Origin of the sequence: Kitasatospora sp. NPDC048298 (assembly GCF_043201465.1) — a bacterium.
Taxonomy (GTDB): Bacteria; Actinomycetota; Actinomycetes; order Streptomycetales; family Streptomycetaceae; genus Kitasatospora.
Window position 1 is genome coordinate 20726 of sequence record NZ_JBICYZ010000016.1, and the last position, 17764, is coordinate 38489.

Annotated in this window: 16 protein-coding genes and 2 pseudogenes; 9 read left to right on the plus strand and 9 right to left on the minus strand. The window is 69.9% G+C overall.

Annotated elements, in window-relative coordinates; genetic code table 11:
* Nucleotides 1–22: 22 nt before the first annotated feature.
* Both ACGF0D_RS15350 and ACGF0D_RS15355 read right to left on the minus strand, forming a co-directional pair.
* Nucleotides 23–592, minus strand: coding sequence for a hypothetical protein (locus ACGF0D_RS15350; protein WP_392916273.1), 570 nt, complete (start codon nucleotides 590–592; stop codon nucleotides 23–25).
* A 14-nt stretch (nucleotides 593–606) separates the two neighbouring features.
* A complete protein-coding gene (locus ACGF0D_RS15355; RefSeq protein ID WP_392916276.1) occupies nucleotides 607–1041 on the minus strand; it encodes an ATP-binding protein in 435 nt (144 codons plus the stop codon).
* Nucleotides 1042–1154: 113 nt separating this feature from the next.
* Here ACGF0D_RS15355 and ACGF0D_RS15360 point away from each other — a divergent pair, with 113 nt between their 5' ends.
* The gene (locus ACGF0D_RS15360) at nucleotides 1155–2150 is read left to right on the plus strand and encodes a helix-turn-helix domain-containing protein (RefSeq protein WP_392916279.1); all 996 of its coding nucleotides are present in this window, start codon (nucleotides 1155–1157) and stop codon (nucleotides 2148–2150) included.
* Nucleotides 2113–2250 (plus strand): DUF397 domain-containing protein, encoded by a 138-nt coding sequence (locus tag ACGF0D_RS15365; RefSeq protein WP_392916281.1) that lies wholly within the window; start codon nucleotides 2113–2115, stop codon nucleotides 2248–2250. The genes ACGF0D_RS15360 and ACGF0D_RS15365 overlap by 38 nt, the downstream gene beginning before the upstream one ends.
* A 159-nt stretch (nucleotides 2251–2409) precedes the next feature.
* Here ACGF0D_RS15365 and ACGF0D_RS15370 read toward each other — a convergent pair whose 3' ends face one another.
* A complete protein-coding gene (locus tag ACGF0D_RS15370; RefSeq protein WP_392870441.1) occupies nucleotides 2410–2787 on the minus strand; it encodes a nuclear transport factor 2 family protein in 378 nt (125 codons plus the stop codon).
* Nucleotides 2788–3037: 250 nt separating this feature from the next.
* Here ACGF0D_RS15370 and ACGF0D_RS15375 point away from each other — a divergent pair, with 250 nt between their 5' ends.
* Complete coding sequence (locus ACGF0D_RS15375) at nucleotides 3038–3334, plus strand: hypothetical protein (RefSeq protein ID WP_392916435.1); 297 nt, start codon at nucleotides 3038–3040, stop codon at nucleotides 3332–3334.
* Here ACGF0D_RS15375 and ACGF0D_RS15380 read toward each other — a convergent pair.
* Nucleotides 3221–3589 (minus strand): annotated as a pseudogene (locus ACGF0D_RS15380) (IS5/IS1182 family transposase); the annotation flags it as partial. The gene ACGF0D_RS15375 and the pseudogene ACGF0D_RS15380 sit on opposite strands and share 114 nt — an antisense overlap.
* Before the next feature lie 183 nt (nucleotides 3590–3772).
* On the opposite strand from ACGF0D_RS15380, the gene ACGF0D_RS15385 reads away from it, so the two are divergent.
* From ACGF0D_RS15385 to tgmC, 6 genes and pseudogenes are all read left to right on the plus strand, one after another.
* Nucleotides 3773–4036: a hypothetical protein gene (locus tag ACGF0D_RS15385; protein ID WP_392916284.1), complete on the plus strand. Its 264-nt coding sequence runs from the start codon at nucleotides 3773–3775 to the stop codon at nucleotides 4034–4036.
* A complete protein-coding gene (locus ACGF0D_RS15390; protein WP_392870447.1) occupies nucleotides 4008–4541 on the plus strand; it encodes a DUF6879 family protein in 534 nt (177 codons plus the stop codon). Before ACGF0D_RS15385 ends, ACGF0D_RS15390 begins: the two co-directional genes overlap by 29 nt.
* Nucleotides 4542–4572: 31 nt before the next feature.
* Complete coding sequence (locus ACGF0D_RS15395; protein ID WP_392870450.1) at nucleotides 4573–5421, plus strand: helix-turn-helix domain-containing protein; 849 nt, start codon at nucleotides 4573–4575, stop codon at nucleotides 5419–5421.
* A gap of 95 nt (nucleotides 5422–5516) precedes the next feature.
* Nucleotides 5517–5789, plus strand: coding sequence for a putative ATP-grasp-modified RiPP (tgmA, locus tag ACGF0D_RS15400; protein WP_392870453.1), 273 nt, complete (start codon nucleotides 5517–5519; stop codon nucleotides 5787–5789).
* A gap of 1 nt (nucleotide 5790) precedes the next feature.
* A pseudogene (gene tgmB / locus ACGF0D_RS15405) lies at nucleotides 5791–6660 on the plus strand (ATP-grasp ribosomal peptide maturase); the annotation flags it as partial.
* 97 nt (nucleotides 6661–6757) lie between these two features.
* Nucleotides 6758–7900, plus strand: a complete 1143-nt coding sequence (gene tgmC / locus ACGF0D_RS15410) for an ATP-grasp peptide maturase system methyltransferase (protein ID WP_392916287.1) — start codon at nucleotides 6758–6760, stop codon at nucleotides 7898–7900.
* A 109-nt stretch (nucleotides 7901–8009) separates the two neighbouring features.
* Here the strand turns inward: tgmC and ACGF0D_RS15415 are convergent, their stop codons facing one another.
* From ACGF0D_RS15415 to ACGF0D_RS15435, 5 genes are all read right to left on the minus strand, one after another.
* Entirely contained in the window at nucleotides 8010–8783 is a 774-nt protein-coding gene (locus ACGF0D_RS15415) for a hypothetical protein (RefSeq protein WP_392916289.1), read from the minus strand.
* A 4-nt stretch (nucleotides 8784–8787) separates the two neighbouring features.
* Nucleotides 8788–9291 (minus strand): hypothetical protein, encoded by a 504-nt coding sequence (locus ACGF0D_RS15420; RefSeq protein ID WP_392916292.1) that lies wholly within the window; start codon nucleotides 9289–9291, stop codon nucleotides 8788–8790.
* Nucleotides 9292–9460: 169 nt separating this feature from the next.
* Nucleotides 9461–10024 carry a hypothetical protein gene (locus tag ACGF0D_RS15425; protein WP_392916295.1) on the minus strand — a complete coding sequence of 188 codons (564 nt, stop codon included), beginning with the start codon at nucleotides 10022–10024 and terminating at the stop codon, nucleotides 9461–9463.
* A 344-nt stretch (nucleotides 10025–10368) separates the two neighbouring features.
* Nucleotides 10369–11154 carry a hypothetical protein gene (locus ACGF0D_RS15430; RefSeq protein ID WP_392916297.1) on the minus strand — a complete coding sequence of 262 codons (786 nt, stop codon included), beginning with the start codon at nucleotides 11152–11154 and terminating at the stop codon, nucleotides 10369–10371.
* Between the two features lie 2 nt (nucleotides 11155–11156).
* Complete coding sequence (locus tag ACGF0D_RS15435; protein WP_392916300.1) at nucleotides 11157–17699, minus strand: RHS repeat domain-containing protein; 6543 nt, start codon at nucleotides 17697–17699, stop codon at nucleotides 11157–11159.
* Nucleotides 17700–17764: the final 65 nt, after the last annotated feature.

Genomic DNA, 17764 nt, shown 5'->3' on the forward strand with positions numbered 1-17764 from the left:
GTGGCGGCGTGTGCCGCCGTGGTCATCCTGCCTGGGGTGACCGCCGCTTGGTGGCTTGGGTGCGGCAGTGGGTGAGGGCGTATTTGAGGCGGGGGTCGGGGTTGGGGGTGGTGGTGAGGAGTTCGCCGGCGGTGGTGAGGGTGGTCCAGTAGGTGGTGGGGTCGCCGGTGCGGGGGAGGGGGTGGGTGGCGGTGAGGGAGAGGTAGGCGGCGGTGAGGTTGCCGGTGGTGAACCAGCGTTGGAGGCCGTGCTGGTGGCCGGGGCGGATGCCGCCGATGGCGTCGATCGCGATCAGGAAGAGGTCGACGACGGTGAGTTCGGTGGGGGTGAGGGGCTTGGGGATGTCGAAGACGCCGAGGGCTTCGAGGAGTTCGCCGGTGTCGTTCTCGGAGTTGGGGCGGGGGTCGGCGAGGAGGGCGTCGTGGCAGTCGGCGAGGCGGCGGGTGGTTTCGGCGTGGGGGATGTCGAGGGCGAGGCAGACGGCGCGGGCGACGGGGAGGGGTTGGTGGCCGAGGCGGGTGAGGAGGGCGTAGGTGGCGGCGGGGGTGGCGCCGCGGGAGAGGGTGTGGCGGGCGAGGGTTGAGAGGTTCATGGGGCTTCGGGCTTTCAGACGGTGACGAGGGCGGGGGTCGGGACGGGGGCGATGTGGGCCCAGACGAACTTGCCGATGCCGCCCGGGTGGGAGGCGCTGCCCCAGCGTTCGGCGAGCTTGTTGACGAGGAAGAGCCCGCGTCCGTGCTCGTCGTCCAAGGACGGTACGTGGAGGGCGGGGTGGGTGGTGTCGGCGTCGTGGACTTCGATCCGCAGGCGGGAGTCGATGAGGGTGAAGCGGATCTCGATGTGCCGGTCGTCGGGCGCGTCGGAGTGCTGGACGGCGTTGGCGAACAGCTCTCCGAGGATCAACTCGGCCGTGTCGCCGTAGCGTTCGCCCGAGGGGAGCCCGGAGAGGTAGGCCCGGAGCATGTACCGGGCCAGGGGCGTGGATTCGGTCCGCGAGTCGAGGCGGGCGACGAACGCGCGGGGCTGGTGGGTTTTGAGCATGGGGGAGCACCTCAAGGGGGCGGAGGGGGGCGTGCGACAGGAGCGCGCAATCACGCTGTGCAGGCAGATGACTGCGTTCCGGTCTCAAGTGTCCGGGGTGCAGAGGTACGGTGATGGCCGAAATCAGGTACCAGACACATGCGGTACGTAAGGGGTCGGGCATGGCACACCGGCGGCTGAAGAGCGAAGTGACGGCCAGTTCGGCACGGATCTTCGGTGAAGAGCTGCGGTTCTACCGGGAGTTGGCCGGCTACACGCAGGAGCAGCTGGCGAGGCTCCTGCACTGCACTCGACCGAACATCACAAGGTATGAGTCCGGCCAGAGGCGCATGCCGCCGGAGATGGTCGAGCGGGCCGACGTGCTGCTCGACACGGGTGGGTCGCTGAAGCGGCTCTGGGATCGGGTCGACTGGAATGCCGAGGTTGAACACCCGAACTGGTTCCAGACCCATGTCGACATGGAAGCCGAGGCGGTAGCCGCACGGATCTTCCAACTGGCCGTCATCCACGGACTGCTGCAGTGCCGGGAGTACGCGGAGGCCGTCTTCGGCATCAGCGATGCGGCCGGAAAGCCAGAAGTGATTGAGGAGCGAACGGCGGCTCGACTGGCACGGCAGATGCGCTTCCTCGATCCGGAGGGCCCGCTGCTGCTGGTGATTCTGGACGAGAGCGCCATTCGAACCGTCTTCGGCGGTCCCGGTGTCATGCGACGCCAGATGGAACACCTGCTGACTATTGCGGAACTCCCGAACGTGATCATCCAGGTCGCGCCATTCGGCTCCCGACAGGCCATCATCGACAAGTCCATGGTGATGCTGGAGATGCCTGATGGTCGGAACTGCGTGTACTCCGAGAGTCTGGATCGCGGGCATGCCAGTGATGATCCGGCGATCGTGGCGGCGCATCGCCGCAGCTATGATCTGGCCCACGGGGCAGCACTGCCAGTCGCCGACTCGCTTGCGCTGATCGCCGATGCGCTGAAGGGGTTCATGGATGACGAGGATCGAGCTCAATGCGACCGCCTGGCGCAAGAGCAGCCACAGCGGCGGCAACGGCGGCGACTGCATCGAGGTGGCCCCCGGATTCCCCGGCCGCGTCCCCGTGCGTGACTCCAAGGACCCCCACGGCCCGGCGCTCGTCTTCCCGACCACCTCCTGGGACTCCTTCATCGCCGCGATCCAGGCAGGCGAGTTCCCGATCGGGAACTGACGCCCGCTGGTGCTCTGACCGGGAAGGTTCACCAGGTTGGTGGTCGTGACGGCTGGAGGCGCGGTGGATGAGCCTGTCCGTCCGTGTGCGCAGGCTGACCGGCCAGGAAGGGCAGAAGCTGCAACAGACCGTGCGCCGGGGCAGCACCGACTCGGTGACTCAGGAGGCGACCGGCTCGATCTCCCCCGCGAAGACGATGATCTGGTCGATGAGGCTCCGTCGCAGATGGACGACATCCGTTCCCGCCAGGCGGGGGCCTCCATCAGGCGTGGTGAAGACCCACTGGTACCGGGCCCATTCGTCAGGCATGTCCACCGCTGAGCAGCGCACCATCGTGCCGGTCCCGGCCGGGTGGCGTCGGATGTCCAGCACGAACCGCTCGACCGCCCCGATTCCTTCGGTGCGACCCAACGGCCCCCAGAAGACCACGTCTGAGGTCAGGGCCTGGGAGAGCAGGGCAGTCACATAGCTGTCGTCCGAGGCGTTGAACGCGGAGATGAACGTGTCGATCGCGGAGCGTGCGGTCTCTTCCTGCATACCCCAGTAATACCAGCCGTTTCGCGTGCGCTCGACCCACGAACCGCCTTCCGATCACGGTGAACCTTCCCGGTCACAGCACCAGCCGAGTTCCGGCTGGTCTACGGTGCGTTCGACTTCCCGGTGACCGCCGCCGGCGACTGGTACTTCCTGGAATGCAACCCCAACGGGCAATGGGCCTGGCAGGGTTGCGACACCACCTCGGCGATCGCCGGGCCGTCGCCGACCGACTTGAGGAGGGGGTCGGCCCATGAGTGCATCGGCTCGGCTTCGTGCCGACCTGGTGGACGGGTTCACCGGGGAGGACGCGGTGGACGACCCGGCGTGGCGGGCTGCCGCGCTGGCGGTGCCCCGGGAGTTGTTCGTCGGCTCCTTCTTCGTGCAAGTCCCGGGCAGCAGCCCGACAGGCGCAGATCGCCGCCACGATCGATCGAGGGCTTCTGCCAGCGCATTCACCATCGGAGGGCGCCTTGGTGATGCAGCCATCGGCGCTCAGGCGGTCGAGTTCGAGGCCGATCATGCGGTCATGGGCGGCGAGTGCGAGTAGCCGCAGCCTGTCCATCACGCCGGCGTCGATCCACTCGTCGCGGCGTCGGCGCAAGGTGGTGGCCGAGCAGTGTTGGTCGGCGGCGCGTTCGTACCCGCAACCGAAGACCAGGACCTGTACCAGCCGGTCGAAGACGACGGCGTCGCTGATCCTCGGGTTGTGGCAGCCCAGCGGGTGCCGTTCCTCGCGCGCCGGCAGGGGCGCGAGGAACTGGTCGCGGATCGGGTCAAGAATGCATGATGGGACGGCAGGCACGGGTCCTCCGGTGATCATGAAGCACAGAGAACTCCATGATCGGGTGAACCGTGCCTGCCCTGCTGCCAGCACCTGCGGCACCTACTGGCGGACGCCCTTACACGTCTTGACTGCTGGACGTTTGGTCACCTCCGTGGAGCGGTAACGCAAGGATGCACAGCCGACTTGGCACGGGAGGGCACGATGGCGCTACGGTTCCATGGGATGGACCCCGAGACCCAGGGGAACGGCTCGCCGACGGTCTGGGTGGACGAGGAGAAGCGGGAGCTGGTGCTCCAGGGCTGGAAGCCCGGCGAGGAACTGCTGGCCGCCATCAGCACGACCGAGTGGGTTCCCGGTCACGCGATCGGCATCCCCGAGAGCGAGGCCGTGGTTCGTGTCCCGCTCCGCATGGCGGCCATGATGAGGAAGGCGCTCGATGACGCAGAACGTTCCGGACTTCTCTGACCTGCTCAAGTCCGCGCGGCACTCAGCCGTGCACCTGGAGATGCGGGACTGGTACGGCGTTGGCGACGAATCGGCGGATTTCGCGACGTTCAGGCGGACTGGAATCCACCCCGATCTCGACCCCGAGTCCGATGGTTGGGCCGGGTGGGTTCCACTCGTCCGAGATGCCGTCAGCCGGGGCGTGGTCATGCGCAGGGCCCGGATCGTCTCGGAGCCGGTGACCGACTACATCCGCTTCGAGCACGCCGGGACCGTCGTGAACATCGAGGCAGGCGAACAGGTCCGCTGGCTTCCACGCCGTGAGGCGTCGGACATCGCCTTGCCGGGCAACGACTTCTGGGTCTTCGACGGTCGGCTGGTCGAGTTCAACCACTTCACCGGCGTGGGCGAATGGGCGGACCCCAGGTACGAGCTGTCCGAGGACCCGGCGGTGGTGAAGCTCTGCGTCTCGGCCTTCGAAGCGGTGTGGGAGCGCGGCATCGACCACGCGGTCTACACCCTCTGACCTCCGCGATCACCGACCGGACCGACAATTCATGCCCTCCTCGCCATCGTCCAGCGCCCAAGCCGTCCGGCAGGTGGTCGCCGCGCGTCTGCGCGAACTCATGCTGGATGCCGGCCTCAACGGGCGAGAGCTGTCGGCCCGGTGCGGGTGGCATCCGGCGAAGACGTCGCGGATCCTCTCCGCGAAGACGACCCCTTCCGAAGCGGACATCCGGGCCTGGTGTGCCGTCTGCGGTTCCGATGACCAGGTGCAGGACCTCGTCGCCACCGTGCGCGTCGTGGAGTCGATGTATTCGGAATGGCGGAGGCTCCAACGCGACGGCATGCGAAAGGTCCAGGAGAACGTCTACGGACTGAACGAGCGGACCCGTCTGTGCCGGGTGTACGTGTCCAACGTCGTTCCCGGCTTCTTCCAGACACCGGCGTATGCCACGGCCCTGATGCGCGCCATCACACAGTTCCAGGGAACCCCTGACGATGTGGCGGAGGCCGTCGCCGCGCGGGTGGCCCGTAGCCGTTTCCTGTACGAGGGCGGTCACCGGTTCGTGGTGCTTATGGAGGAGGCCGTGCTGCGGTACCGCATCGGTGATCCCGACGTGATGCGTGGGCAGCTCAGGCACCTGCTCACTGTGATGCCACTCGCCTCGGTCTCGCTCGGGATCATCCCGTTCACCGCCCGCCGCTCGGTCTGGCCGTTGGAAGCGTTCTACATGTTCGACGACCGACACATCGTGGTGGAGACCCTGACGGCCGAGATCAACGTCAGGCAGCCCCGCGAACTCGCCGACTACAGTAGGGCGTTCGCCCAGCTGTCCGATGTGGCTGTCTTCGGCGCCGCGGCCCGTGCCGTGATCGGGGCTGCGATTGACTCTCTCGGGTGAATCGGCGCAACTACTCGCAAGTTCGTTGAGGCCGGGTGCCGTGGCTCTCTACCGTCCATGGTGTTGTCGGCACCGTGAACGAGGAGGCGCAACCTATGGCAACCGCACCGTGGGGCACGACCCGGATGAGGCCGTACCCGGACACGACCCCGATCCCCGCCGTCTCGGCCGTGATTGACCCCGAAACGCAGATGGCCGTCTTCGTGGACGACCAGGGCCGCAAGGTCGAGATGGGGGCACACGGCACCAGCACGGAGACCAGCGCGCCTACGAACACGGGCGGCGGTGACGGACAGAGCGGCGGACAGAACACGCCGACCGACATGGACAGCATGTCCTCGAACGACCAGGACCAGGGCACTCGCTGAGATGGCGCTGGATCGACACCGGGCCGTCCTGGTCCTGACCAATACGCACGACGTGACGGCCGACTTGGTGCTCCGCATCTTGTCCGAGCGCCGCGTTCCGGTCGTCCGGGTGGATCCCGGTGCCGATCTGCTCGGGAGTGCCTCGTTGACCGCCCGCTACGGCAAGGGCGACCAACGGGGTACCCTGCGCACACCGAGTCGGGAGCTCGACCTCACCCGGGTGCGCTCGGTCTGGGTCCGCCGCCCCTCGCCCTACGAGGCACCGCCGGGGCTGACCGAACACGCTGCCAAGTTCGCCGGAACGCAGGCGTTCTGGGGTGCCGGTGGCATCCTTGCGTCGCTTCCGGACGCCTACTACGTCAATCACCCGTGGCGCATCCGGAATGCGGAGTACAAGCCCGCACAGCTTACGGTGGCCGGCCGGAGCGGGTTCCAGGTGCCGGACACGGTCATCACCACTGATCCCGACGAAGCGCGCCGGTTCTGCGCAGGCCGGCCCCACGGGTCCATCTACAAGCCGCTGTGGGACAGTCGGTACCGCGCGCCCGACGGGACCGCGCGGACGGTGTGGGTGCGGGAGGTCGACCCGGCCGAGATCACCGAAGCGGTGTCCGTCTGCCCGCACATGTTCCAAGGAACTGTGCCCAAGTCGTTCGATGTGCGGGTGACCGCGGTGGGGGACCAGCTGTTCGGTGTTCGGATCACCAGCCCCGATCTCGACTGGCGTGAACGCCAGGACCTGATGACGTGCAGGCCGATCGAGGTGCCGGGCTCCGTCGCCCGCTCGGTGGCCGCCTACCTCGCCGAGTTCCGGTTGGTCTACGGTGCGTTCGACTTCGCGGTGACCGCCGCCGGCGACTGGTACTTCCTGGAATGCAACCCCAACGGGCAATGGGCCTGGCAGGGTTGCGACACCACCTCGGCGATCGCCGGGCCATCGCCGACCGACTTGAGGAAGGAACCGGCCCATGAGTGCATCGGCTCGGCTCCGTGCCGCCCTGGTGGACGGGTTCACCGCGGAGGACGCGGTGGACGACCCGGCGTGGCGGGCTGCCGCGCTGGCGGTGCCCCGGGAGTTGTTCGTCGGCTCGTTCTTCGTGCCGGTCCCGGGCAGCGGCCCGACCGCTTACCGTCCCGTGCGGCGGGCCGATCCCGGATGGCTGGAGCAGGTCTACTCGGACGAGACGCTGATCACCCAGCTCGACGGGCGCACCCGCCCCGAGGACGTGACCGGGGGCAGCGCGACCGGAACCCCGTCGTCGTCCTCCACCCTGCCCTCGCTGGTGCTGCGCATGTGGCAGCAGCTCGGTGTCGAGGCCGGTCACCGGGTGCTGGAGGTCGGCACGGGCACCGGCTACTCGACGGCCCTGGGCGCGCACCGCCTCGGGGACGCGAACCTGACCAGCGTCGAGTACGACCCGGTGGTCGGCGCCGCTGCCGCCGCCGCGATCGGGTCGGCCGGGTTCGCGCCCCGGCTGGTCATCGGTGACGGGCTGCTCGGCGACCCGGACGGCGGCGAGTACGACCGGCTCATCGCCACCTGCGCGGTCCGCTACCTGCCGCCCTGCTGGCTGCACCAGGTGAAGCCCGGCGGCGTCATCCTGGCGACCCTGTCCGGATGGGGGTTCGGGTTCGGACTGGTGCGCCTGGTCGTGACGGCTCCTGGCGAGGGAAGAGGGGTGTTCATGCCCGGCTACACCAGTTTCATGATCGCTCGCCCGCACGACCGGCCACCGCGCCAGAGCATCTCCCTGCTCCCGGGGGATGAACGCCCGTCCCGGATCGACCCGGAGGTCATCGGCACCTGGACCGGCAGTTGGGTCGCCCAGCTCGCGGCGCCCTCGGCCGAACGGATGGGCGCCGGTGGGCACCAGATCCTCTGGGACGTGGCGACCGGGTCGCAGGCCCGGACCGCGCCCCACCCGGACGGCGGGTGGACCGTGGTGCAGCGCGGCCCGTTGCGGCTCTGGGACCAGGTGGAGAGTGCCGTCGAGGCGTGGCAGCGGGCCGGCGAGCCGCACCAGGAGGGGTTCGGCCTCACGGTCTCGGTGACCGGGCAACGGGTGTGGCTCGGCAGCGAGGACGGGTCGGGCTGGAACCTGCCGATCTGACCGGACGGCCGGCCGTCGTGGTCGGGCCGGCGACGAACGCGGGCCGGTGGCGAATACGCGCAGGGCCCCGACCGCGGGCAGCGGTCGGGGCCCCTCAGTGCGCATCCGGTCAGTCGAGCGGCGGCGTCAGCTCCACCTCGTAGCGGTAGAGCCGGCCGTTCACCCAACAGGCCAGGTCGGCACCGTCGGTGTGCCGGGCGAGTTCGGCGAGCAGGCGCTCGGTGAACTCGCCCAACTGCCGGGCGTCGGCCGGGGCGGCGGCGGAGCGCGCCCCGGCGGCGAAGGGGAGTTCCTCCGCCCGGTGGGACACGGTGTAGGTCACCGAGTCGCCCGCGCCGTCCGACGGGACGATGTGCCGGCCGGGCTCGTCCTCGGTGAAGACCAGCCCGGTGCCCGAGGCGGCGCGGTTGGCCGCCTCGACCAGGGAGAAGCCGGGCTCCGTGGGCGGAGCCCCGCTCCCCAGCCGCAGGTCGACCACGCCCTCGGACGGCTCCGGGAGGACCCGGTAGCTGTAGGCGTCATCGACCTCGAACACCGACTCCGCCTCCGGCCACACGGCGTGCAGCTCGGCGACGAGGGACCGGCAGAACGCCCGCAGGGAACCGATGCTGTCGTCGGTGTCCTCGGTCGTCCAGTAGATGGACACGTGGACGAAGCAGTCGTAGTCCCGCTCCCCGGCACCGGACGACTCGACGGCCGGCCCGGAGAGGTCGCCGGGCGCGCTGCTCAGCCGGAGCCGGAACTTCGAGCCGTCCGCGCCCACGACGTGGTGCCACGGATCCGTGAGCGGATCGGTGGTCAGCGTGAGGACGTCAGAGATCTCCCGGGCGGTGAGGGCGGGACCGGACGGTCGTCTCACCAGGATGGCGGCATCGGTCGACATGGTCTCAACACCCGTGGCCCTTGCACTTGTAGCCGCCGCCGATCGTGCCGCTGATGCTCCAGCCGGTCGGGTCTCCGGCCGCCCAGATGTGGTACTCCTGGAAGTCCGAACTCCGCGTGCGCAGGTAGTCGTCCAGGCTCGCCATGGCCGTCTTGGCGGAGTAGTCGTCCGGCATGCGGATGTAGGTACGCACCGCACCCTTCCCGTTGGACTTCCTCATGTTGTCGTGGACGGCGTTCGGTCCGGGCTTGGTCTCCTTGAACTCGGACGGCACCCCGTCGACCCAGGCGTCGAAGCCCTTTCCGGACTTTCCGCCGTCGTCCAGTGTCGCCTTGACGTGGGAGCCGACCTGGGCCAGTTGGAAGGCTATCGCGTACTCGCTGTTGCTGAGCGACCAGGTGGTGAGGGCGCTCCCCACCTTGGTCAGCGTCTTGAACCGGTTCTCGTCGAAGGGGGTTTCGGACTCGTCGATCCGGTCGGCGATTTCCTCGACGTAGTTCCGGTTCATGAGGTCCTGCGCCAGGTTGGCGTACTCACGGTCTCAGTGACCGGGCAACGGGTGTGGCTCGGCACGGAAGACGGGCCGGGCCGGCGATGAATAGGCGCAGGGCCCCGACCGCAGGCAGCGGTCGGGGCCCTGCCCGACAAGTGGGGCGTGTGGCTCAGAGGTTCGGCGGCTACTTCCTCGACAGGGAGTAGGTGTCCCGGTTGTCGGGGTCGGACGTGAGGAAGTACAGGATGGTCCGGCCTTCGCGGTCCCGGGTGACTCCCATGTCCCAGGTGCCCAGGGCCGGCGCGGGCGCGGTCCGGCGGGCTGCTTCCCGCTCGTCGACGCCGGTGGACGCCGGTGCGGCGGGTTCGGTCGGCGTGGCCCCGTCCGCTGTGGCCTGGCCGGGTTCGGAGGTGACGGCGAGGTGGACGACGAAGCCGCGGCCCACGGTGTTTCCACCCTTGTAGCGCCCGGGTTCGTAGAGTTCCCAGCTTCCCGAGCCGGTCATCCGCCAGTTGTCGTCGAACCGGAACTCCTGGCCGTCGAGCCGTGCGGCCCGCGCCGCCCCGACCGGACCGAGTGTGACGCTGCTGCCGCCCCAGCCCGTCCAGGTCCCTTCGAGGTCCGCTGCCGTGACCTGGGCGACGGGAGGTGCGGGGGCGTTCCGGTTGTCGACGCAGGACGACGTCAGGAGGGCGAGCGCTGCGACTACCGAGAGCGCCGTGAACCTGGATCGTGCGGGGAGGAGCACGGACTTGCCTTTCTCTGCCTTGGAGCACGACGGGCGGGTCGGGTACGGAGTACCGACCCGCCCGTCGAGTCACGAGGTTACTGGTCGACCGACATCCGGATGGATTCGGTCCAGGTGACGGTGAAGCCGACGGCGCGCTGGCCTGCGGGGAACACTGACGACATGGCGCCCGACAGTTTCTCGGCGCCGCCTTCCTTCGCGCCCGAGGAGTAGCCCTCCGGGGAGACCCCTCGGGTGGGACGGCCGGCCGTCGTGGTCGGGCCGGCGACGAACGCGGGCCGGCGGCGAATATGCGCAGGGCCCCGACCGCGGGCAGCGGTCGGGGCCCCTCAGTGCGCAGCCGGTCAGTCGAGCGGCGGGGTCAGCTCCACCTCGTAGCGGTAGAGCCGGCCGTTCACCCAGCAGGCCAGGTCGGCGCCAGCGGTGTGCCGGGCGAGTTCGGTGAGCAGGCGCTCGGTGAACTCGCCCAACTGCCGGGCGTCGACCGGGGCGGCGGCGGAGCGCGCCCCGGCGGCGAAGGGGAGATCCTCCGCCCGGTAGGACACGGTGTAGGTCACCGAGTCGCCCGTCTCCCCGGCCGGCACGAGGTGCCGGCCGGGCTCGTCCTCGCTGAAGACGAGTCCGGTGCCCGAGGCGGCGCGGTTGGCCGCCTCGACCAGGGAGAAGCCGGGCTCCGCGGGCGGAGCCCCGCTCCCCAGCCGCAGGTCGACCACGGCCTCCGGCAGCCCCGGGAGGTCCACCCGGTAGCTGTAGTTGCCGTCGATGTCGACGTAGAAGGCGGTCTCCAGGCCCTCTAGTGCGGCGTGCAGCCGGGCGGTCGCCCAGCGGCCGCAGGAGCGGAGCGCGGGGACCATGTCGTCGCCCGCCAACTGCTCGACGCTGATGTTCAGCCGGCAGTCGTAGGGGTGCTCCACGTACCAGTCGTCGCGGACGGCTCCCACGGCCGGGCCGGACACGTCACCGGGGTCGGTGGTCAGCCAGAGGCTGAACAGCGAGCCCTCCGGGCCCGTCGTCCGGTGCCAGGACTTCGCCGCCGGGCCGTCCTGGAGGCCGAGCGCCGAGGCGATCTCCTCCGCGGTGACGGGAGGTCCGCCGGGACGTCGGACGACGAATCCCGCGTTGACCGACACGGTCAGCACCCCCCGCCGTTGCACTTGGGTTCGCTGCCGACCTTACCGGAGATCACCCAGCCGCCCCGCAGGTCCCCGCGGGCCCAGATCTGGTACTCCTGGAAGTAGGGCGTGCTGTTGCGCATGAAGGAGTTGAGGCTGGCCATGGCCGTCTTGGCGTCGTAGCCGTCCGCGAGGGTCACGTAGGCCCGGACGGCCCCCTTCTCCTTGGTCACGGCTCTCAGCGAGCTCTGGACGACGTCGTCCCGCTTGCTGGTGGCCGCCTTGAACTCCGACGGCACGCCGTCCACGTAGGCGTCCGACGTCTTGTCCCCTGACTCCGGGATCGCCACCACCTTGTGGCCTCCCTGGGCCAGGTCGAACGCGATCCGGTACTCGCCGACGCTGAACCCGCCCTGGGAGATCTTGCCCTTGGCCAGGCGCTTGAAGGTCAGCGGGTCGAACGGGGTGGCGCTCTCGTCGATCAGGCCGGCGGCGTCCTCGACCATGTTCTTGTCGAGGATGTCCTGGGCCATGTTGGCGAACTGGCAGCCGTCCTTGGCGGAGGGGCGGCAGTACTTCTTGTTGATCTCCCGGATCTTGTTCAGGTACTCGCCGATGATCGGGTTGTCCTTCTGCATCAGCCAGGCCACCCGGGCCTCGTACCACAGCTTGCGGTTCTCGGGGGTGCCGGCCGTCGTCTTGCTGGGGGTCGACCCGCCGCCGCCACCGCCCTTGCCGGTGCCGCCGCCACCGCCGCCACCGCCGCCACCGCCACCGCCACCGCCACCGTCATCGCCGGTGTCCGTGTCGCAGTTGGTGACGCACTGGGGGCCGCGGGTCGGCTCGTGGAAGGTGCCGTTCATGCCGACCCAGCCGTGCAACGCCATGTCGTTGCTGGAGCAGTCGTCGGCGCACATCTTGCGGCCGTCGGGGTCGCTGGTGCTGATCGGGTTGCCGCCCGAGTAGGCGTACCCGTTCAGCTCCTTGGGGCTGGTCGGGTTGAACTCCGGGTCGATGCTGAGGAAGCGGCCCAGGGACGCGTCGTAGTCGCGCGCGCCGAGGTGGACCACGCCGGTCGGTTCCTCGACACCGCCGAGGAAGCCCCGGCTGCCCGCCCACGCGGTGGGGGCTGTGCCGCGCTGCTCGCCGTACGGGGTCGTCCGCCGTTGTGCCGCCGTGCCGGTGGAGGCGTCGACGTTGAGCTCGGACGTGCCGTGGTGGTCGGTGACCTGGAAGGAGACCTTGTTGTCGTCCGTGCGGACGCCGACCGCCGAGCCCAGCGAGTAGTAGCGCGTGGCGGCGGGCTTGGCGGCGCCCTTGGTCAGCTTCAGCTCGGTGGCGCCGAGGAAGAGTGTCCAGCTCTCGGCGCTCGGGTTGGCGCTGTCCAGGACGTGCGAGGTCAGCCGGCTGCCGCTGGGGTCGTAGAGGTACTCCGTCGTCCTGGTGCTGGTGGCGGGCCCGTTCTTGACGGTGTCGACGACCTTGCCGAGCTTGCCCTCGGCGTCCCAGGTCAGCGCCTGGTCGCTGGTGGCCCCGGCGGCGAGGTCCCGGTGGCGGGCGATGGTGTTGCCCGCGGGGTCGTAGCCGGCGGTCTCGGCGAGGACGCCGGTGCCGCTGGTGCTTTTCAGCGTGTGCGGCTGGGTGGCCGTCGGGCCGGGGTAGTTGTACTTGGTGGTGACGTCCTTGGCGGGGTCTCCGGTGATGTCGTGCCGGGTCTGGGTGTCCCGGGTGCTGTCGGGGTTGAACTGCCAGCTGGTCCAGTACGGCGCCGGGCCGCCGAGCGCCTTGGCGTCGGGCTTGGCCGGGCAGCCGGTGCCGCTCGGCGTGAACGCCTCGGTGAGCCGGGCCAGGTAGTCGTACTGGAAGCACTGCCGGTCGGTGCCGGAGCGCGAGGTGTCGGTGATCGACGTGACGTTGCCGACCTGGTCGTAGGTGTAGGCGGCCGCGCGCAGCGGGCTCGCCTGGCCGTACTGGTCGGTGCGGCTGGAGGCGAGGCGCTGGGTGCCCCACTCGTACGCGTTGGTGACGTAGAGCTGCTTGTTCGCCGTCCCGTCGGACAGCGTGCTCTGCAGCGGCTTGCTGGTCAGGCTGTAGGTCTGGTTCGCGAGGTAGCTGCTCAGACCCTGGGCCGTCGTCATCCGGGTGAGGGCGTCGTAGCCGTAGGCCACCGACTCGGCGGCGAGGTTGCCGGCCGCCGGGTAACTGGTGCTCTGCGGCTTGCCGTCGAGCCGGTAGATGGTGCCGCTGATGTAGTTCCCGGCGAGCGCCTCCTGACCGGGGACGGAGGGGACACTGAGCGTGGTTCGGCTGGCACGGCCCAGTGCGTCGTACAGCGACCACGTGGTCGTGTACGGGTAGGTGGCGCCGCCGACGGTGGAGTACCGCGTCGCCGAGGAGATCAGGCCCTTGTTGCCGGCCGGGTCCCAGACCTGCGAGGTGAGCAGCGGGCCCGAGACGGACCCGGAGTGCAGCTCGGTCTGCCGGTCGAGGTTGTCGTAGACGTACGCCAGGGTCTGGTTGTTGCCGTCCCGGCTGGTGGCCAGCCGGCCGCGGTCGTCGTAGGTCTTGACGGACGTGCCGGAGTCCGGGTCGACCGTCTTGACCTGGTGGCCCTGCTGGTCGTACGTCCAGCTCCACTGCGTCCCGGACTGGTCGGTCAGCTGAGTGGTGTGTCCGGCGGCGTCGTGGGCGTAGGTGATCCGGTCGTAGTCACCGGTGGGGGAGCCCCCGCGGTACTGGCGGATCTCCGTGGTCCGGCCGCGGGCGTCGGTGATGGTCGTCGCCGGGGTGCCGCCGGTGGGCGGGGTGACGGTGATCCGGTCGCCACCGTACTCGGTGAGCGTGGTGGAGAGCGGCGTGCCGACGCCGTTGCCGGCCAGGGTGGTGGACGTGACGACGCGGCCGAGGCCGTCGAAGGTGTTGGCGGTCTGGGTCTCGACGCCGGTGGCGTCCTCGATCTTGAACAGCGTGGTGCCGGGTGCGCCGGTGGCGTAGTAGGGGGAGTAGGCGAGCGCGGACCGGCCTTGCTCGTCGTAGAAGGCGTCGGTCAGGACCCGGCCGCCGTTGTCCCCCGGGGCCTGGCTCTGCCGGACCCGGCCGAAGCCGTCGTACAGGGTGTACGCGGTGGCCTGGGAGCCGTCGGCCAGGAGCGCCTTGGTGGAGACGGCACGGATCTGGCCGTCGTTGTCGACGTAGCCGAACTCGTGGTTCGGGGTCTGGCCGGTCGCCTTGGAGCGGTTCGGCAGCCAGATCTTGAGGGTGCGGCCGAGCGCGTCGTACAGGCTGTCGGTGCGGCGGTTGTTGGCGTCGACGGTGTCGACGGTCTGGCCGCGTAGCAGGTCGAGGTCGGTGACGGTGACCATGGCGGTGGCGGGGTTGCCCGCGACCACCGGCGGTCCGGTCGTGGTGACCTTGGCCGGCCGGCCGTTCGCCGGGGTGTAGCCGGTGGTGGTGGTCTGCGCCAGCGGGCTGGCGGTGGTCACGGGTGCCGTGGTGCCCGTGGTGTCGAACACCGTGGTGGACGCCAGCTTGGTGGTGCTGTCGGCACGGCCGTAGGCGTCGTAGTGGGTCGTTCCGTCCAGGTAGGTGGCCTGGTTGCCGGAGCGGGACTTCAGGACGTGCACGGTGGTCGGGTCGCCCTTGACGGGGGCGGCGCCGTAGGCCTGGCCGTCGTAGCGGGTGCGGACGTCCGACAGGACGGCGGAGGTGCCGTCCGCCTGGGTGTCGCGGTTCACGGCCGCCGAGCAGTTGCCGGCGACCGTCTCGACCTGGACGGTGCCGGTCAGGATCCAGGCGGCGGTGTTGTCGGCGTAGGTGGTGCGGGTGCAGGTGTCATCGGTGCCGACCGCGACGTCGCCCAGGTCCTCGGTCTGCGTCGCACGGCCGTAGCCGTCGAAGGAGGTCGAGGTGCGGGTCTCGCGCCAGGAGGCGCCCGCGCCCTTGTCGAGCGAGGTGAAGGTCCGGCTCGCCTGGGTGCCGGTGAGGTTGGCGGTGGTGGTGCCCCAGTCGTTGGAGCGCTTGGCGGTCTCCTTCTTCCAGGGGGCGCTGACGGACTTGGAGAGGACCACGCCGCCGGGCTTGTCGTACTGCTCGGTGCGGTACTCGAAGCCGGCCCAGGCCTGGTCGTCGGTCAGGACGGTGCCCTGGCCGTCGTCGACGGTGACGCTGCGCTTGCTGTTCTTGTCGGTAGGACTGTTGCGGTCCTGGTCCATGCCGCGCAGGTAGTAGTGGTCGGCCTGGGTGGTCGTGCCGGTGACGCCACCGGTCTCCACCCGGGCGTGGGCGTAGCCGCGCCACTGGGACCAGGTCTTGAGCTTGGCCGGGGTCAGGCCGTCCTCGTCGTCGAAGTGCCAGGCGGCGTCGCCGAGGTAGGTGTAGCGGGTGACCATGTCCGGTGCGCCGCCGGTGCGGTCGGTGGCGATGACCGTGTTGACGACGTACTTGTTGAACCACTCGGTGGTGACCGGGGTCTCGTTGGACGGCTGGTACATCTGCGGGAAGCAGCGGGTGGTGTTGCTCTGCGGGGTGGGCAGGGCGTTCCAGTCGCAGGCCGGGGCCGAGTAGTTGACGTCGATCTGGCCGCCCTGCTCGTCGGTGACGGTGCCGAGCCGTTGCTTGATGAACGGCATGCGGCCGTCACCGACCTTGTCGAGCCGGTTGGCGAGCTGCTTGTACGCGAAGCCGGTCTTGGGCAGGGCGATCGCCGGGGTGGCCGAGGAACCGGTGTGCTGGATGGAGTCCAGCAGCAGCTGGTAGTCGAAGTCGGCGGTGCCCCACTTGTGGTTCAGGGTCCACGTGTCGACCGCGGCGTAGCTCCCGTCCGCCTGGAGCGTCTTGGCGGTGACGGAGGTCAGGCGGGTCCGGGTGAAGTAGGTCGGCGAGGACTGGCCGGTGCAGTCGGTGCCGTCCTTGCAGTTCTGGTCCCACGGGGTGTCGTACCAGTACTGCCGGTTGGTGTCGATCTTCGCCGGGTCGCAGAGCGCGGCGTTGGTCTCCAGGCAGCGTTCGGCGGTGCCGAACTCGACCCGGCCCATCGGCTTGACGGTGGCCGAGTAGAGGTCGCCCTGCTGCTGGCCGTACTCGATGTGCTCCAGGCGGCCGCCCCGGACGTACGGGGTGCGGTCGGTGGCCTTGAGGTTGCGGCCGTAGTTGTTGGTCTCGGGGGTGTACCAGTAGGTGATGTCGTTGCCGTGGGCGTCGACCACCAGGTCCAGGTTCCACCGCCAGCCCTGCTGGCACCAGGAGGACGCGAAGTCGGCGCCGTTGCAGGGCTCGCCCGCGTTGTTGCCGTACACCGGCACCGTGTAGACCGACTTGGTCTCGGGCTTGCCGGCCGACCAGTTCGGCAGGCGGTTGTAGCCGAAGTAGTAGCTCGAACCGTCGGCGGTGACGGCGCGGAAGTACTCGCCGTCGTTGTCGCCGTTGCCGCGGCCGGTGTCGCGCAGGCGGGTGACCTTGGTGTTGTCGTCGCCCTTGATCCGCCACTCGTCGGCGGCGACGGGGATCAGCTCACCGGAGTGGCCGGCGAAGCTGATCGTGGCGTTGTCGGTCCCCCAGCAGAGGTCGCCGGGGCTCGCGGAGCCGGTCTTGGGCGCACCGTCGTCGGCGCACGCCTTGTAGCTGCGCTCCACGAAGCCGGGGGAGAGCTCGAAGCCGTCGCCCGCCCAGGAGGCCTGGTTGTTGCTGTTGGCCGTCCGGCCGTCGATCGCACCGGAGTTGTAGGACAGGCCGATCTTCGGGGTCAGCCCGCCGGGCATGGCCGTCAGCGGCATGTCGTACGACCAGTTGAACGACCCGTTGTTCAGGGACGTCGACCACGAGGATGCCGGGGACAGCGGCGTCGCCTTGTAGTCCCCGCTGGGCCCGGCCGTTCCGGCCGTGGCCGCCACGACCATCGCGCCCGGCGCGGACGCGAGCCGCATCGACCCGGTCGGGGCCGTGGTCAGCGCGTCGGCGGCGACGGTCTGTTTCGCCACGTCGTTGCCGCCCGGCAGCGGGGTCTGCACCCGGCACTCGGGCAGGTCGGGGGTGGTCAGCGCGCACTCGGGCAGGCGGACCAGCTTCAGCCGGGAGCCGAAGCCGGAGCCCGCCGCCTGGGCGAAGGACGAGTAGTCGACGGCCAGGCCGCTGTTCTCGTCGGCGCCCGTGACGGTCAGCAGCACGCCGTTGATGCCGGCCTTGGTGGCGGCGTCCTGGCCGAGCAGCTCGACCTTCGCCTTGCCCGCCGCGCCGGCGGAGGAGACGGCGACCGGCAGCTTGCCGGCCTTGACCGCCTTTCCCTTCTCGCCGGGGACGTCGACGGTGGCGCTGCCCGCGGCGGGCAGGGAGCCGTGCTTGCCGTCGGTCCTGCTGACGGTGGTGTCGGCCCTGCGGCCCTTGGTCTTCGCCTCCGAGCCCTTGACCGGCTTCTCCGGGGAGACCGCCGAGGGCTTGGTGTACGGTTCCGCGGCCGCCGCGACGGCGGCCAGTGGCAGTGCCGGCAGCAGCGACCCGACCAGTGTGCCCGCGATGACCGCGGACACTCTGGAGCGGGTCGGCCGGGGCACCGACCTCTTCCTGCTCATGGGGAAACAACTCCTTGAGGTGAAACGGGTGTGACGGACCACGGGCCGGGCGGCAGGAAGCCGCC